Genomic DNA, 15378 nt, shown 5'->3' with positions numbered 1-15378 from the left:
CGGTCCATAGCCAATGATCCGGTTAATCTTTTGCCGGTCAAGGCGAGCCTGAGCAAGGGAGCCAAAGGCCCCGACGAATGGCTGCCCCCACTGGGCGAGTGCGGCTATGTAGCTCGCTTCGTTCGGGTGGTAAAGTCATACTATCTGCAGCCCACTGCCCCGGAGTTGGCCTGCTTGTGATTGCGGAGAGTGTGCCATGAAGACCAAACGCCCAACCGAAAAAGAACTCCTGGACGGCCTAGATGCCCACACCGCCCATGCTGACGAGCTGGCCGAGCCGCTCCCTCAGGAGCTTACACCTCTGGAACGCCTAAAGGGGACAGTCAAAGGCTACGAGCGACCAACCGATCCGGTTTGGGACGAGTGGTTCGACTCTGAAGGCGTCAGTGACGACTTTGTGGAAGATCGAGAGCAGCCCAAGGATGGACGAACATAATGGCCCTCGATGACGAAAAAACTAGAGGGCATGTGGCTCTCAAAGGCTTTTTTGGTATCTGTCGCGAATGGGACTGCACCCAGATAGAGATGATGCAGTTGCTCGGCGGTGTGTCCCGGAGCACGCTGGCCAAGTATGAGACGTTGCCACACGTAACGCTCTCGCAGGATACCCTGGAGCGCATCAGCTACATCCTGGGCATCTACGAATCCCTGAGGATCATGTATCCAACGGCCGAACGCGCCAATCGTCGGGTTCGACTGGAAACCAGTGAGCCTCCCTTCCTTGGAGCGTCAGCCCTAGACTTTATGGCGCAAGGCTCCATGAAGCACCTCATGGAAACTCGACGCTACTTTGATGCAAAGCGGGCGGGGTAACCAGCCCCCGTCGACCAAGATTTTGGGCGGTCAGTTTGGTCACCTTTTTTGTTTGAGTGGTAGGAAATACGGAGCCAGTTCGAGAGGCTTTCCATGCTAAGGATCACCCGGATCGACCTGAACCCCTTTTTCACCTTGCCGCACCGCACCAGCGGCTCTGCCGGTGTGCCTCTGCATAATCGCCTGCCGTTTTATCGAGCCTATGCCACCGGCCTTCCGAGTCATGTGAAGAGTCTTGTGCTGACCTCTGATCTCCAGGGGCGAGAAGCCGGCAGTCAGAATCGGCTGCTCGGCGTACCTGTGGCTGAGGCACTTTCGGCATTGTCTCGGGAAGGTGTCATTCCGGCTCCCGACGCGGTGTTTCTTTGCGGCGACCTGTACGACTATCCCGACTGCCACAAAAGGGGCGGTACTGGAACGGTAGATGAGGTGTTCCAGGCGTTTTCTGAGGTCACGCCCGAAGTTGTCGGCGTCCTGGGGAACCACGACCAGATGGAGTACCCCGAGGCGCTTCCAGACAACACCACCCTCCTGGATGGCGAGGTGGTTGGGGTGTTGGGCAACCTGAACATCGGTGGCGTCAGCGGTATCGCGGGCAATCCGAATCGCAACCAACGGCGAACCGAGGACGATTTCCTGACCGCACTAGAGTCGGTGACCGATCAAGTCCCGGATATCCTGCTACTCCATCAAGGCCCAACCGACCCGGAACGGGCGGATCGTCGGGGTGATCCTGGGGTAGCGCTGTCGCTCGAAACCGGATTTCAAGGGCTCACCGTGTTCGGCCATACTCGGTGGGGCTGGCCCTGGCTGATTTCTCTGGGTGAGGGTCAGGCTTTGAATGTCGATGGGCGGGTCGTGGTGGTTCTGCCGGAGGTTGACGGTGGGTGAACGATTAGGCGTAGGAGTGACGATTCGATGAGCATGCGACTGACTCCACACCGCTTTTTTGCGACCAATCCTGTCGGGGTGGACTGGGTTTGTGGTGACCTGCATGGCGAGTTCGAGGCTCTGCAAACCGCGTTGTCGGGTGCTGGATTCAACAAAGCGGCTGATCGTCTGTTTCTGCCGGGAGACACCATTGATCGTGGCCCAGAATCCCGGGCTCTCCTGGAGTGGGTTCTGGACACCGACTGGGTATACAGCGTGATAGGTAACCATGAGCTGATGTTTATCGCCGGCGCTGAGGATAACCGCAACCGATACAAGCACCGGGGGATGGGCGGTGGCTGGGCTGCGACTCTGGATGAAACCTCTTACAAAAATTTGGCAACCCAGTGTCGCTACCAGTTGCCGCTCACCATGACGCTGGAGTGCGAGAGCGGACAGCTCGGGCTGGTACATGCTCAAAGCCCCTTCGATGATTGGCGAACCGTTCAGGACACACCCTTCTCCGAGCGTTTTGCCATTGAATGCACCTGGCCCTGGAACCGGGCCCAAGGAAAAAATCAAACCATTTCGGGTATCACGGCCGTGGTGTCAGGCCACATCGGGACTGCTGAGATCATTCAGCGCGGGAACCAGATCTGGATTGATGTTCTGGCGAGAACCGGTCAGGTGCCGTTGATGCCGGCTCATCGTGTGCTGGAAAGAGTGGCGCAAGTACAGCGAGGTGGTTAATTTTTACGACAGTATCAGTATGCGAGGTTTGCGGCGCAGTTATCCGGCACGCCAAAGCACAATGCCGTCCCTGACAATGTTTTCGAGTAGTTCTGGGTTGGAGTAGCCCTGCGGGTTGGCCCATTCACGCTCCCAGACCGGCAAGGCCTGAATCAACACGCCGGTATCCAAAAGCACTTCAAACGCCAGGCCCGCCATCTCCAGCTTGGTGTCCACAAAATCCCCAGGCTGTCCGGCCAAAACAACGGCTACATCGGCATCGCTTTCGTCGTGATAATCACCACGGGCCCGGCTACCAAACAGGATCAGCTGAACTGCATCGAACCGGCCAGCCAGTTTTTCGCCAAAAACCAGCACCGCCTCCCGAATATCCACTTGGTCACCCATAACGACCTGTTCCAAGCCAACCGGCGCAGCCTGATCCCACTCTCGGAGCGTCTCTGGCATGGGCGCGTCGGGGTCACACTGTGCCACCAGGTCACTCAAGCTGTACGATTTCTTATCCTTCATGGCCTTACCTTCGATGGCCTCTACGTCCCCGGATCACCGCGGCTTGCAGCACTCCGGATTCTGGATTGGAGAATCTGTCTAGCGCCTGGTATTCGCCATCCCACTCCTGAGCATGCCGGTAGCGAACAACTTCTTCGGGGGTGAGCTCGACAATTTCATCAAATCCGGTTTCGTAGCCCTCGACCAGCACTGGCGTCTCCGGCGGGGACTTTTGTAGTTGCGTTATCAGCTCTTCTGCGGTCATTTCGACTCCCCGGTCAAATTTGACCGCTTCAAACTTCTATCACAATCGGCGCGTTCCGTGGCTCATACCGAGCGGTGCAGGTGCTGGCATTGATCAACGTCGTTTGCCCCTTCTGATACTCCCCATAGCCTTCATGGATATGACCAAAAATGTGCGCTTTGAGTGAGAGTTGCTGGATTCGGTCAAGCAAGTCAATGCAGCCAACATTCTGGCATTTGAATCCGAGGTTTGCCTCATCACCAATGCCTTTCGGTGGTCCGTGGGTGATCAGCACATCGGTATTGTCCGGAATGAGCTGCCATTTCTGGTGTAGCGGCTCACCGCGCTCCAGCATAAACGCCCAATCCATAAAGGTGGGCGTCCAGGGTGAACCCCAAAACCGAACGCCCTCGATCTCGACACCACTGTCTTCCAGGTAAATGGCATTCGTCAGTGCCTGCCGTGCCAATTCTGGGCTTTCCTGGAATGCCCAGTCGTGGTTGCCGGCAATCACAATCTTATGCCGGTGCGGCAGCGTTCCGAGCCACTCGTTGAGGTCTTCAATATTTTCCAGCGTGCCCTGGCCCAGACTGTCACCGGCATGGATCAGCACGTCGCCATCGGGAATATCCGGAATTCGACGGTGTAGGCTATGGGTATCTGAAATACAGATTAATTTCATACCGTCCTCTCCGGTGATGTCAGTAACTCGGACTCTAATGACCATTTCATAAACGGCAGCAACCGGACAATGTTCCGAGCATCATCCACGCCCCGATGGTGGCTGCCCTCAAAGGCGAGATTATGAAAAGCCAAAGCGCTGGCCAGACCGTTCTTTCTCTTCTGGCCGGTAGTGCGTCGCCAAATTCGTTTCAGGTTCAGGTGAGGGCGAGCCAGAATAGCTGGCTGCGCCCCGTCCAGCAGGCTTTGGGCTTCCAGATGCAAGCGATCATAGTTACCCCAACTGCACCAGATGAAATCGTCCGGCAGATCACCCAGCCAGTCATCCATCGCCGCAATCGCCTCGGGGAAAGTGGGTGCGGCATCTACCATTGATTGAGTGATTCCGGTTAGCTCGGAGCAGAAGCTGCTCAGCTCAGGATTCCGGATTGGCCTGACCAAAAACGAGCGGGCATCCAGCAGGCTTCCTTTCCGAGTGGCGAGGGCACACCCGACTTCAATGATCTCCATGTTGTTGACACTCTGAGCATCACCTGCGGGTGTCGTCTGGTCTTCCCAACAGGTCGCCTCAAGGTCCACAACAAGGATCGTTTCGTCACGCATTTTTCTCGCCCGGGTACTCGGCTTGGTATCTTAAAAGCGGATATTCCGCTCACCTATAGACTCACTTTTCTTGATTCGTAGGTCTAGTTTACCGGAGTTAATAGCGCCTGAGGGCGACACCTCACAAACGATGATTTCTTGGTTTCCTCGTTAAATTTGCCGCACGGGAGAGCTCGCCTTGCGGTCAATTCTCCTGTGATTTTCGATAGTCGAGCCGGAAAACACACATTCTTGTACGTATTTACCGAAACGGCCTCAGCTCATACTCGTGTTCGTATCTGCGTAACGGTGAAATTTACGCTCCAAGCAAAAAATCTTATAAATTAGCAGGTTGTACAAAAAACAACCCCACAAAAAATGGTCGCGCTATGATCAATGGTAGGCTTAACGCCTCCTAACTTTATGAAACGGCTCGTTTTTTTGACAGACTGCGTGCTTGCGCACTTTCTGAGGCAGTGATACTCCTAAAAAACGAATGATCGAGGGGCAACGGTCGGGAATGCCCCTGATGTCGATTGCATTCACTTAGGAGCAGAACGTGACCGGAACCAAGCGAACCCTAAAATTTTTACGCGTTGCGCAACTCAAAATTGAACGGTTAGATACCGAGGTTGAGGACGTGATCCTCGGCTCCTACTCGGGGCTGCGTAGGCCCGAACTCCTCACTGAGGACGCGCTGCTAGCGGTCGCGAATCACTATCCCGTTTCGGTCTGCGAAATCAGGCGGGGCGATTACCGTGTCGTCGGAAACGCGCACGTAGCTGTGCTCCTGAAAGAATTCGCTCCAGATAAGAAGGTTCAGGTTCTCGTATGGAAGCACCGAGAAGCTGAAAACCAGCAGGTTTCGCGGTTACTGGCAGCGTTGCTTTTCGGGTTGGGCTCGCATAATGCTTTTCTTCGACTCTGGGCCAATCTTTCCGATGAAGAGCGCCGTTGGATCTCGCCTTCTCTCAACACTCGAGTTGGGCTGGAGGAGTTCGCCGGCATCAGCCGCAAGCTCAGAATCCAGGATGAGGAACCGGTTCTCGTTCCCGGGCTTGCACGGCACTTACTTCCGCCGGACGAAAGCGAGGAGCCTGAAGTTGACCATGACGCGCTGAGTGAGGTTGATCACCCCGACTTGGAAGAGGGTGTTTCTGAGGCGGTGGCTAGAACGTCAGGGACTGATATCAAACTCGTCATTCTGGACACACGCACCCTCTCAACGTTTGAGCACCTACTAGCCTCCGGCTCTGAACAGCCAGGCCTCGAGAGCTCGGCGCCAGCTGTCCCTGACTACCTGAGCGATGCCCTACGCCAGGTAGAACTGTTGGGACAGGGTAACGATGGAACTGTGCAACCCGATGATGTAGCTGAGGATGCCCCGGCATCAAAAGTCCTCGACGCGGTCAAGCCCCATTTCACGAATCTGTGGCAACAGGCGGCAGAAGAAAGCGCGTCGGGGTTACGTATGCAGCTCTGCGCGATGCTCACTGCCTCTTGTATCGAGTGGCTGAACGAGCTCCATAGCGACAGTCTCCTCAAACAGTTTTCCAATCCGAAGAACATCTGGGCCGCTATTTCGGCGTTGTCACTCGACACCATCGGACAGTTAGCGCCGTTCTCGCCCAACGCTGAAAGTCTGCTCCACAAAGTTCAGGACACATCTCAAAAGTGTGACGACGGTAACCCTGACAGCAAGGCCGAACGGCGGCACCTCAAGATTCTGGCGAAATACCTCAAAGGCTATTTAACGGCGAAGTCTCAACTCCGCCTTCTCCTCAACGACGCGGAGGTCGCGTGATGGCATTGAAATTTAACTCAGGAAACCCCGAGGCGCTTCTTAATGAGATCGTGCAACCTCGGCCCGATTGGCTAGCGATGGACCGCATCGCAACCCTGCTGCCACGTCTTGTGAAGGCATTTGATCAAATTTCGCAGCCGATCGAAGGTTCGGATGCATTCCTGGAATGGCTGGGATCTGCCGCTGTAGAAACAAAATACGAGGAACTTGCCCCTGACCGTCAGGGAATTCGCGGACTGGTTGGTGAGTATCCGCAGCATGCGGGGTTACGTGCCCTCGCGGAAAGTGACGAGTGCTCGGAGAAAAGGCTTCAGGTTGCGGCATACGTCATCAACACCGCGAGTGCTTGGCGACAGGAACTGGTGCCGTCTGAAAAGTCGTTTTTCGATAAACGGGTTGAGGGCGCTTGGCGTGCCATGCGGCTCTTATCGGAATTGGCTTTGGCGAAGGTGCCGAAGTGCACGGGCGATGTAGAGCGCTTTGAGAAGCACTTTGCCCGAGTCAATGAGCACTTGGATCAACGGCAGTTTGACGAGCAGGACAGACGTTACCTCGATGAACTGCAACGATTTTTCAAATTTTATCTGGGTGAAGGACGGTTTATTACTTACCAGTCTGACAAACAAAAAACAGAACACAGGGAAATAAAAAGAACCGGTGATTGGCAGCCTTTGTCCGCCGATGTCGACTCGGAGGTAGAGGGTGGCCGGGAGCGTTCGGTTCATATCACTTTGCCTCAGGACTCGGAGCGAGCGCGTAAGGAGCACCACGCCGCCGGCAATGCGCCCGAGGAATTGATGAGTGAGAGCGTTCTGATCTCAGAGCGTGGAGCCGCCCTGAGTACCGAACGTGGTGAAACTCCCTCCACTGGACTCAGAAAACTGCAACCGAAGCGGGCAGCCTACCGACGTTCGAACAGTTTTCTGCCAGGTCGCTGGGAAAGCCTGAATGAATATGAGCGGGGACTGGTCCTGAGAGCCCTGTTTGAGAACAGGCTGGGTTCTGAAAATACGCGCCTACATGTCCTGCTGGTTCTCCTCACTGGTCGTCCTCTGGAATCTATCTCGAGGACACTGGTCGTCCAGAACCGCTCTCAATTACCGAAAACGTTTACCGACCCCGAGAGAATTTACCTCATCAGAGATGATCAGGCCTGGGCCAGCGCCGTTCCGGAGCCTCCAGAGCGCCGAAAATTGGAGGCTGAGTGGGCGCCCCACATGGAGAGCACGGAAAATCAGTTTATCGCACCGATTCCGGATGCGTACTGGCAGATTCTCGGGCCGCGGGTGGAATCTGCTGCCAGGCGAGTACGAAAGAAGTCCGGGATTCTTTTCGCGAAAAATCTTTCAACTGAGTCTGTGGCTGAGGAGATTGCGATTGAGATCAAAAAAATCAATAAGAGCACTGGTTCGAGGATTACCCTGAAACGAATTCAGACCTGCGTGTTTGAGGGGTTGATTCATCAAACCACGGATACGGTGGATGCGAGCCTGGTGACCGGGCGCACGCTACCCACCGGGCAATCGGCAAACCTCTACTACCACACCCGGGCGGTTGAGACGTTGGCGGCGGATTATGTCGATGTCGTGAATACCTGGCTGGTGAACCTGGGGCTCTCGTCGCCGTCGATGGCTCCTGCCAACCTCGATTTCGGTTTGCCGAGAGTGGGTTCTCCATTTTGCGTGCGTCTGGAGGTCATGCGAGACGTCGTAAGCCGATTGCGAGCGCAGATTGCCGAATACCGTAAAACGGCCTACTCCAGGGCCAACATCCGAAGATTTCATAATCTGTTTACAGCGTACGCCATCCTGCAGGTTATGTGGTCGACCGGTTTTCGGGCCGTTCGCGATCCGATCGCCCATCCATACGAGTTCAACGAACGCCGGGGATTCGTGATCATCGCGGACAAGGTCGATGATAATCTCGGCCACTCTCGCCTGGTTTACCTGCCGGAGGTCGTTATTGAACAGCTTCGCCGCTATGAGACGCACCGGCAGCACATGAAGCTGCGCCTGAATGAGGTAGGAGTCGAAGCTCCCATTGAAACCTGCTTCGTTTTTCTTGATGCGAAACTCCAGTCAGAGTTCGCCACCCCAAAACGATTGGCGGATGAAATTCAATGGACGTTTCCGTGGCCCCTGAACGTCAGCCGGCACACCCTGAGAGGCTTCCTGCGTGACCAGGGGGTTCCAGGTTATCTGGTCGACGTCTTCATGGGGCACTGGGGCGTGGGGACTGAGCCTCTCGCCAAGTTCTCATCGCTCGATCTTTTCGAGATGAAGAATCGGATTGTGCCGGCAACAGCGGCGTTTTTGGATGAGTTGGGATTCGAGGTGGAGGTAGGTCTTGATGCGTGATGATAAAGCAGTGTTTGAGCCATTAAATAAACCGATTGATGCGTTGAAGAAGAGGCTGTCAGCGCGAAACCAAGGACCCTCAGTGGGCTCCGAGTACCGGGCCAATAATCGAAACGCCGAGAAACTCGGCCACCTGGAGGCGGTCCGGGATTATCTGCGAGAGCACCACCCGGAGCTGGCAAGCGGCCAGCGAGGATTGACGATGACAGCCGAAGAGGTTGCCCTGCTGATCGACAATACCTGTCAAACCGTTGAAGGTCGGGCGGTCAAGGACCGGCAGTACTACCTCGTGAAACTGTTGGAGGAAGGGGTGAAAACCCGGGGTTGGCAGCTCCCTGTCCCGATGCCTGTGCAGAGCGTCCAGATGTTTTCCTCGTTTACCACCCCTGACATGGGAGCCCGATTGGCCGACTACGATCAGATCAATGATGCGTTCCTGGCCAGCCTGGAAAGTGCCGCTCCTGAGCTGCAAGCCGAAGAGGCCATGGAGAGGGACGCTGGTGAGTTACTGTACAGCCTGGTTTTTCATAGTGGCGTTACCGCGCGTCGATGGTTCAACCGGCTGAGTGAGGCGATCCGGCAGGGTGCCGGTAGCGCCGGTGATTACACATGGCTGGAATTGGAATCGACCTCGCTTGGCGGGCGTACCCGTCCCTCAACCGACACCTGCCGTAGGGTCATTCTGGCGCCTATCACCGAACTGCTGCTTCGACGCTGGTACCTGCGCTGGGGCAGCAATTGGCCAGAGGTAAATGAGGTAAAAGGTAAGGCGTCTCCGGATGAGGAGCTGCTGAAACGCTTTGTCGGTGGGCTCATTGAGGCAAACCGGATTACCTTGAACCGGCCGTTGCATGTTTTTGCGGTTGCCGAGGCAAACCTGATCATGGTCGCGCCAGGCTGCCTGGTTCACTACGCCCGAACACCTGACCTGGGCGCTTCTTTGCCATTGTCTAACTGGATGCGATTGTTGACCGGTGGGACGGTGGTCCAACCTGCACCGCAAGCATCTCAGGCCGAACGTGAGAACGAGATGGTCGGCTCTCCGGCTCTCATCGTTCCTGAATTCCCGTTGATCGACCAAAAACCATTTTTCAAACGTCTGATGAAGCGGGTGCGGTTCCTGGCATCTGAAGCGTTGACCGCCCAGGGGGCCAGGACGGAAAGGCAACGGAGGGATGTATTGGCAACGAAAGCGGAGGTGTTCAAAACGCTCGACAAAATTGCAGAAGAGAAGGGGTGCTCCATTCTGGTGCAGTTGATGTGTCACTACGTTCGAGCGCTTCTGAGAACCGACGAGAGTGTGTCACCGGCCTTGCAGCAAAAGATTCGCAATCTTCAACACCTGGAACTTTTGCTGCCCTATGCAACTGACATTCCGAACCCTGAAAGCCTGGACTCGGATGAGTGGCAATCGATCTATGAGACGGTGGTGAGCGGCTTTCCCGGTAACGGTGGAGCACTCAGACAGACATTATCCGAGTGGCACGAATTTCTTCACCGATATTACGGAATGCCTCGTATCCCAATGGAGGAGGGCTCAGGCTATGGCGTCGACGCGGCAATACTGACGCCTCTGGAGTATCACCGGGCAAAGAGCTTTTTGTTGGCTCGTGCCGACGATGAGCTGGCGGGAATACAGCTGGCCCTGTTGATTATGGGGTTCCGTTGTGGGCTTCGGCGAACCGAGTGTTGGGCCCGGCAATACGGAGATTTCCATGGCCTCGGGGATCCTACCGTTAACGATCCCGAGCTGCTCGTACGTCCCACCAAAATTGCCGGCGTAAAGTCGGACGCGGCAATCCGCCGACTTCCTTTACGCTTGCTTTTAACCGGAGATGAACTGGAGTGGTTGACCGGGTTTGTGAATGGGCGCAAGTTGCGGCGCGCCAACGATGAGGCGCGTGACGCCTTGTTCGAAGATCCAGTCAGCGGAACCTTTCGAATCCAGGAAAAATGGGCGTTTGATGGGCTGACGGCCCTACTCAGATCCGTGTCGGGTGATGAAAATATACGTTTTCACCATCTGAGACACAGTTTTGCAACGCTGACCTTGCTGCGATTGCTGGAGCGCAAACCTTTTGACCTCTTGCCGGAAACTTGGGTTCGGTCGAATGACGTAGAACTCATGCCAGCCGTGCACGGCTCAGGCAACACGGTAAATGCTGGAGTCGCTAACGCCTGGCGGCCGCTTTCTCAGCTGGCTCAGTGGATGGGCCATTCGAGTGAAAGGGTGACCCTAAAAAGCTACACCCACCTGCTGGATCTCGCACTTCGCCAGTACTTGCTTAGCGATGATCGGTCTTACACGATTGCACAGCAGCAAGCGCTTCTAGACAAAACGTCAGGTGCACTTGAACGATTCCGGCACCGTGCACAGCTAAAGGACCGAGTGACACCCGGAATAATATTGGCAGCTGTGGCTCGAATACCTGCGAAAGGCCTGATGGCGCTTCCGAAAATCAGCGATAAAAAGAAGGAATTGCCACCCGTTGTAAACCGGGTGTCTGAAGACGTCAATCCGCTGCTGCCGTATCGGGTTTCGTGCCAGGTTTTCATTCGGACGCAGGCGCAGCTTCATGAGCCCCTGCCTGTGGCATTGGAGAAAACGGCGGCCCAGTTGGATCTGGACTTGCCGATCGTGCAGCAGTGGTATGAGCGCTCGGCGTTGCTGATGAACAGCTCTACTGGCATGACCGGAACACCCTCACCGACTCGAAAGCTTGGCATTCGGTTGAGTTTTTCGTTGAGACCGAAATCAGAGCTAGCTAACACAGAATTGTATAAGGCCTTTACGCTGATCTTTCGGGCACCGGAATTGCCGACCTACATCAGCCCTCCCCAATCGAAATCCGCGTTTCAGGAGTGTATGCAGTTCTTCAAATGGTTGTCTGACTGGATGGCTGAAGATCCGGAGTCTGGGCGACGAGCGCTTATCGCAGCAGCCGAGAGCGTGCAGCGGAGTAAGGCTCCGCTCCGGCCCCTGGGAAGGTCAAGGCAGATTGCCTTTATGGCTCTGATGAAGAAGTTTCGCCTCGGAGCAAGGGCTACTATTACGCTGACGGTCAAAGAAGAGAACAGAAAAGCAGCTTTAAAGTTCTGGGGACAGAGCTTGGGTGTTGCGCAAAATGCCATCATTATCCGGCCGGCCGAGGACATAAGAATCCCTAAGCATGGCAATGTCAGCTTTGATTGGAAAGCCCCGCACAAGCTTGGCAAATACCTTTGGCCCACCATTCGGTTTGTGGTGTTCACCGGGTGTGTGCTGTACGACGCAGTGCCTGAGAGTTTCCGAGACGGGAGCTTTGATGCTGACACGCTGGATGATGAAAGTGAGAAGGGCGCCGTCCCTGGCTAAGATGTTCACGCTATTGAGTGTTGGAGGAAAGATCTAACGACTCCACGATCAGGCGGCCTCCCGAAGGAAATCTCAGCAGCTTCAGGCTGGCGGTCACTCGGTTGCCTAATACCGGTACGCCAGTCTGAACTGCCTGAGCCTGCGCGAGATAAGCCTTCACCTGTCGTCCGCGGCAGTGCAGGGTTAGTTGATAAATGGTTTTCTGAGTGCGAGCTGACTGGAACGGATGCACTCCGAGAACCGTAAACTGATCCCTCCAAAAGGCTAGATGAAGGCCCGCAGTGTCAATCGCCGGATTGGCCATTAGTATGTCCTCCATTCATGCTCCAGTTCCTGAAGCCGGTTGATCAGCATTGGAAGAGAGTCACGGCCCGCTTCCAGATTCTGCTTAACGAGTTCGCAGTACACCCAGGTTTCCATCGCCTCCTGGTTGGTGCGTTCTCCTCCCAGACCAAGGATGGCCACCAGATGACAGCCCTCTTGCAGGATGCCCATGGCCACACACAGGCTGCTAGCCAGATTACGAACGGTGCGCCGTTCGGCAGGTATCAGACGGTTCAACGGCATGGCCGCCAATAACATCAGCTCAGACCTCATCGCTTGTTGCCTCCTCTTCCGGTGTCACCTTGGCCTCGAACTCATTAATCAACAGCCGCTCAAACGCAGAACCATCCCGACGGGTCAGGTTCGGCACATACCGGCTATAAACCCGGAACAGCATTTCGGTCGTAGTGTGCCCCATCTGCCGGGCAATCCATTCCGGGTTCTCGCCAGCGGCCAGCCACAACGTGGCGGCAGTGTGGCGGGTCTGGTACGGCCGGCGCTTTCGTAGGCCCAGATGGCTGAGCAGGGGATACCACACCCGTTTGGTGACGTTGTTGTGGTTAAGCGGGTTTCCTTCACGGTTGCAGAACACAAAGCTCTTGTTTCCGGTAGCCTTGCGCTGGTCATTGAGGGCATCGTAGACGAGTTGAGGCATTTCAATGTGGCGGTAGCTGCCATCGGTTTTGGTTTGCTCGATTTCCCCGTTCACCAATGCCTGGCGAACCAGAATCTGCCGGCGCTGAAAGTCGACGCAATCCCACTGCAAGCCGTCGATCTCGCCGGTCCGAAGACCGGTAAAGAAGCGAACGGTGTAGTAGTTCCTGAAATCCGCCCGAACCGTGGCGAGAATCAGACGAACCTCCTCCAGTGAAAACGGCTCTACATCGGACCGGGGCACCTTCAGTGATTTGATCCCCTGGTAGGGTGAGGTAAACTCAAAGCGGTTGGCTGCCTCTCCCAGAATCATGCGCAAAGGCGTCATGATGCGGTTAATACGGCTGGCGGAAAGTGGCTTTTTGCTCCGGGTTTCTACTTTGGCGAGTGACGCCCGGAACGAAAGAATTTCCTGCCTGGTGATGTGGCCAACCTCCTTCTCCCCAAACTCCGGGATCAGGTAGTTCCTCAGGGTTCCTTCGATGGTGGTGATGTGTGACTTTCGCCACTGCACCCGCATCTCATCCATCCAGGTTTCACAAAACTCACAGAACAACGGCGTGTCGTGTGCTTCGTGAGAACGCCGGAGCTCTGCTTGCCGCGTAAACTCCTGGGCTTTGGGGCTGTTTGGGAAATATTTGTGGTACTCGAACGTACCCAGTGTGATTTCCGCTTCGATTCGTTTGAGAATCGCCTCGAGTTTTTTCCGATTTGCGGGCGTGTTATCAAGAGCGGTTTGCTCTCGGCAGCGTTTGTCCCGGTAGCGGAAGTCAAAGAACAATTTGCCAGTCTCTGGCCGCTCTACAATCTTACCCACGGCACACACCTCCCCGTGCCATCGGCACGGCAAACACAGTGCTGCTGGCCTGGTCAAACATGTCTTGCTCGACTTTCTCCCAGATATAGAGAATCTTTCGGCCGCCAAAGGGGCGGAAATAATGGATGCCCTCAAGCAGCACGGAATCCTTCAGCCGTTCACGGATGGTCCGAACATCGTATTTGATGCGTTGAGCGAGCTCTTCGGTGGTCAGATACTCTTGTGACATAACAATTCACCTCTGCTATGGTTTGGTGCTGGAGAACATGGTGCGCTGTTAGCGCTTCAAAATGTCCTCCTGAAGATCATTATGCACTCATAAAGACCTTTTGCAAGTCTTTTTGATCTCCTGCGGGTTAATTTGTTCTTTGGTGGGCCAAATGATTAAGTGCCATCTATCCAAACTGATGGGTGAGAAGAAGCTCAAGATTGTTGATGTGGCGAGAGAAACTGGAGTTAACCGGGGCACCGTCACTCGGCTTTATCACGAGACAGCGAGTCGTGTGGAGCTCGAAACTATTGAAGCTCTGTGCCGATATCTGGGCTGTGACGTTGGTGATTTGTTCGAGTTTGTAGACGAGCAGTAAGCAAAGTTCTGGCAGGGAGTAGTGCAGGCAATGGCGATACCTGATTTCCAGTCAGTCATGCGTCCGGTTCTTCAAGCAGTCAGCGACGGGGAGCCCCGGGCTTTGGCCGATGTACGCGAGGCTGTGAAAGTAGCATTTCAGCTGTCTGAGGAAGAGCGGAAAGAGCGTCTGCCATCGGGCAATCAAACGGTAATCAATAACCGGGTGGGTTGGGCAAGGACATACCTCAATAAGGCTGGACTTCTAACAATTCCGGAAAGAGGGATGGTGCAGATCACGGACCGTGGCCAGGATGCGCTATCCAAGGGGCCGGAGCGAATCAGTGTTGCATGGTTAAAACAGTTTCCCGAATTCCATGATTTCCATACCCAGAAACCAAAACCTGTCACCGATGCCTTGAAGCCGGTGGACGACACCATTGAAGAGACCACGCCCGACGAGCAGCTTGCATCGGCTCACCAGTCTTTGATGGAAAACCTTGCTGACGAAGTACTGGATAGCATCCGCAAAGCATCACCCTCTTTTTTCGAAACCCTGGTCGTCGATTTAATGATCTCAATGGGCTATGGCGGTTCCAGGAAAGAGGCAGGACAAGCCACACAAACGACCAACGATGATGGAATTGACGGAATCATCAAGGAAGACAAACTTGGTCTGGATACTATTTACCTCCAAGCCAAGCGCTGGGCCAATACGGTACATCGCCCCGAAATCGACAAATTTATCGGTGCTTTGACCAGGCAGCGTGCGCGCAAAGGAGTGTTTCTGACTACGTCTGATTTTTCCGCTGGAGCTCGAGAAGCTGCAGCTGGCCTGGATATGAAAGTCGTCCTGATCGACGGTCGGGAGCTGGCTCAGTTAATGATCGAGAATAATCTTGGCGTTCATGTGAAGGATGTTTATGAGGTTAAGCAGGTAGATATCGATTACTTCATAGAAGAGTAGTTAAGGCAGCCCTCACCCTAAAAAGCTGTAGCTGGCGGTAGCAAGTGTAAGGGTGGAGTGTTTTTTCGGTAGCGTTTATGGTCCGCGCATCATCTGATCAATTTCT

The 15378-nt window shown here is 54.9% G+C and carries 16 protein-coding genes; 9 read left to right on the top strand and 7 right to left on the bottom strand.

Going from position 1 to position 15378, the window contains the following annotated elements; all coding sequences use genetic code 11:
• Window positions 1-196 precede the first annotated feature (196 nt).
• The 4 genes from Q0Y21_RS17745 to Q0Y21_RS17730 all read left to right on the top strand — a co-directional run bounded on the left by Q0Y21_RS17745 (window position 197) and on the right by Q0Y21_RS17730 (window position 2433).
• A complete protein-coding gene (locus tag Q0Y21_RS17745; protein ID WP_022990735.1) occupies window positions 197-436 on the top strand; it encodes a hypothetical protein in 240 nt (79 codons plus the stop codon).
• Entirely contained in the window at window positions 436-813 is a 378-nt protein-coding gene (locus Q0Y21_RS17740) for an antitoxin Xre-like helix-turn-helix domain-containing protein (RefSeq protein ID WP_058091251.1), read from the top strand. Before Q0Y21_RS17745 ends, Q0Y21_RS17740 begins: the two co-directional genes overlap by 1 nt.
• A gap of 93 nt (window positions 814-906) precedes the next feature.
• Entirely contained in the window at window positions 907-1704 is a 798-nt protein-coding gene (locus tag Q0Y21_RS17735; RefSeq protein WP_058091252.1) for a metallophosphoesterase, read from the top strand.
• A gap of 27 nt (window positions 1705-1731) precedes the next feature.
• A complete protein-coding gene (locus Q0Y21_RS17730) occupies window positions 1732-2433 on the top strand; it encodes a metallophosphoesterase (RefSeq protein WP_058091253.1) in 702 nt (233 codons plus the stop codon).
• A 39-nt stretch (window positions 2434-2472) separates the two neighbouring features.
• Here Q0Y21_RS17730 and Q0Y21_RS17725 read toward each other — a convergent pair whose 3' ends face one another.
• From Q0Y21_RS17725 to Q0Y21_RS17710, 4 genes are read right to left on the bottom strand one after another with little or no spacing between them, the layout of a single operon-like run.
• Window positions 2473-2943 (bottom strand): nucleotidyltransferase domain-containing protein, encoded by a 471-nt coding sequence (locus tag Q0Y21_RS17725; RefSeq protein ID WP_082780611.1) that lies wholly within the window; start codon window positions 2941-2943, stop codon window positions 2473-2475.
• 4 nt (window positions 2944-2947) lie between these two features.
• Window positions 2948-3187 carry a hypothetical protein gene (locus Q0Y21_RS17720; protein WP_058091254.1) on the bottom strand — a complete coding sequence of 80 codons (240 nt, stop codon included), beginning with the start codon at window positions 3185-3187 and terminating at the stop codon, window positions 2948-2950.
• 28 nt (window positions 3188-3215) lie between these two features.
• Complete coding sequence (locus Q0Y21_RS17715) at window positions 3216-3848, bottom strand: metallophosphatase domain-containing protein (protein ID WP_248185267.1); 633 nt, start codon at window positions 3846-3848, stop codon at window positions 3216-3218.
• Window positions 3845-4450 (bottom strand): 3'-5' exonuclease, encoded by a 606-nt coding sequence (locus Q0Y21_RS17710; protein ID WP_297798274.1) that lies wholly within the window; start codon window positions 4448-4450, stop codon window positions 3845-3847. Before Q0Y21_RS17710 ends, Q0Y21_RS17715 begins: the two co-directional genes overlap by 4 nt.
• A gap of 538 nt (window positions 4451-4988) precedes the next feature.
• On the opposite strand from Q0Y21_RS17710, the gene Q0Y21_RS17705 reads away from it, so the two are divergent.
• The 3 genes from Q0Y21_RS17705 (at window position 4989) to Q0Y21_RS17695 (ending at window position 11945) form a co-directional block, all read left to right on the top strand.
• A complete protein-coding gene (locus Q0Y21_RS17705; RefSeq protein WP_297798272.1) occupies window positions 4989-6233 on the top strand; it encodes a hypothetical protein in 1245 nt (414 codons plus the stop codon).
• Window positions 6233-8590, top strand: coding sequence for a hypothetical protein (locus tag Q0Y21_RS17700; RefSeq protein ID WP_297798270.1), 2358 nt, complete (start codon window positions 6233-6235; stop codon window positions 8588-8590). The genes Q0Y21_RS17705 and Q0Y21_RS17700 overlap by 1 nt, the downstream gene beginning before the upstream one ends.
• A gap of 403 nt (window positions 8591-8993) precedes the next feature.
• Window positions 8994-11945 (top strand): hypothetical protein, encoded by a 2952-nt coding sequence (locus Q0Y21_RS17695; RefSeq protein WP_297798268.1) that lies wholly within the window; start codon window positions 8994-8996, stop codon window positions 11943-11945.
• A gap of 303 nt (window positions 11946-12248) precedes the next feature.
• Here Q0Y21_RS17695 and Q0Y21_RS17690 read toward each other — a convergent pair whose 3' ends face one another.
• From Q0Y21_RS17690 to Q0Y21_RS17680, 3 genes are read right to left on the bottom strand one after another with little or no spacing between them, the layout of a single operon-like run.
• Window positions 12249-12542 (bottom strand): hypothetical protein, encoded by a 294-nt coding sequence (locus Q0Y21_RS17690; protein WP_035232409.1) that lies wholly within the window; start codon window positions 12540-12542, stop codon window positions 12249-12251.
• The gene (locus Q0Y21_RS17685; RefSeq protein WP_297798263.1) at window positions 12532-13740 is read right to left on the bottom strand and encodes a DUF3596 domain-containing protein; all 1209 of its coding nucleotides are present in this window, start codon (window positions 13738-13740) and stop codon (window positions 12532-12534) included. Before Q0Y21_RS17685 ends, Q0Y21_RS17690 begins: the two co-directional genes overlap by 11 nt.
• Complete coding sequence (locus Q0Y21_RS17680) at window positions 13733-13969, bottom strand: hypothetical protein (protein ID WP_035232406.1); 237 nt, start codon at window positions 13967-13969, stop codon at window positions 13733-13735. Before Q0Y21_RS17680 ends, Q0Y21_RS17685 begins: the two co-directional genes overlap by 8 nt.
• A 151-nt stretch (window positions 13970-14120) precedes the next feature.
• Here Q0Y21_RS17680 and Q0Y21_RS17675 point away from each other — a divergent pair, with 151 nt between their 5' ends.
• Both Q0Y21_RS17675 and Q0Y21_RS17670 read left to right on the top strand, forming a co-directional pair.
• Window positions 14121-14327: a helix-turn-helix transcriptional regulator gene (locus Q0Y21_RS17675; protein WP_064229038.1), complete on the top strand. Its 207-nt coding sequence runs from the start codon at window positions 14121-14123 to the stop codon at window positions 14325-14327.
• A gap of 30 nt (window positions 14328-14357) precedes the next feature.
• Window positions 14358-15272, top strand: a complete 915-nt coding sequence (locus tag Q0Y21_RS17670) for a restriction endonuclease (RefSeq protein WP_297798259.1) — start codon at window positions 14358-14360, stop codon at window positions 15270-15272.
• Window positions 15273-15378: the final 106 nt, after the last annotated feature.

Source organism: uncultured Marinobacter sp. (assembly GCF_947259545.1).
GTDB lineage: Bacteria > Pseudomonadota > Gammaproteobacteria > Pseudomonadales > Oleiphilaceae > Marinobacter.
The sequence above is the reverse complement of the archived record's forward strand: the minus strand, read 5'-3'. Positions and strand labels throughout refer to the sequence as shown.

What these genes read in the sequence shown, in the direction of transcription:
- Q0Y21_RS17740 (WP_058091251.1), top strand. Translation starts at nt 436, where the DNA reads ATGGCCCTCGATGACGAAAAAACTAGAGGGCATGTGGCTCTCAAAGGC.
- Q0Y21_RS17690 (WP_035232409.1), bottom strand. Translation starts at nt 12,542, where the DNA reads ATGAGGTCTGAGCTGATGTTATTGGCGGCCATGCCGTTGAACCGTCTG.
- Q0Y21_RS17675 (WP_064229038.1), top strand. Translation starts at nt 14,121, where the DNA reads ATGATTAAGTGCCATCTATCCAAACTGATGGGTGAGAAGAAGCTCAAG.
- Q0Y21_RS17735 (WP_058091252.1), top strand. Translation starts at nt 907, where the DNA reads ATGCTAAGGATCACCCGGATCGACCTGAACCCCTTTTTCACCTTGCCG.
- Q0Y21_RS17680 (WP_035232406.1), bottom strand. Translation starts at nt 13,969, where the DNA reads ATGTCACAAGAGTATCTGACCACCGAAGAGCTCGCTCAACGCATCAAA.
- Q0Y21_RS17725 (WP_082780611.1), bottom strand. Translation starts at nt 2,943, where the DNA reads ATGAAGGATAAGAAATCGTACAGCTTGAGTGACCTGGTGGCACAGTGT.
- Q0Y21_RS17745 (WP_022990735.1), top strand. Translation starts at nt 197, where the DNA reads ATGAAGACCAAACGCCCAACCGAAAAAGAACTCCTGGACGGCCTAGAT.
- Q0Y21_RS17700 (WP_297798270.1), top strand. Translation starts at nt 6,233, where the DNA reads ATGGCATTGAAATTTAACTCAGGAAACCCCGAGGCGCTTCTTAATGAG.
- Q0Y21_RS17715 (WP_248185267.1), bottom strand. Translation starts at nt 3,848, where the DNA reads ATGAAATTAATCTGTATTTCAGATACCCATAGCCTACACCGTCGAATT.
- Q0Y21_RS17720 (WP_058091254.1), bottom strand. Translation starts at nt 3,187, where the DNA reads ATGACCGCAGAAGAGCTGATAACGCAACTACAAAAGTCCCCGCCGGAG.
- Q0Y21_RS17670 (WP_297798259.1), top strand. Translation starts at nt 14,358, where the DNA reads ATGGCGATACCTGATTTCCAGTCAGTCATGCGTCCGGTTCTTCAAGCA.
- Q0Y21_RS17730 (WP_058091253.1), top strand. Translation starts at nt 1,732, where the DNA reads ATGAGCATGCGACTGACTCCACACCGCTTTTTTGCGACCAATCCTGTC.
- Q0Y21_RS17710 (WP_297798274.1), bottom strand. Translation starts at nt 4,450, where the DNA reads ATGCGTGACGAAACGATCCTTGTTGTGGACCTTGAGGCGACCTGTTGG.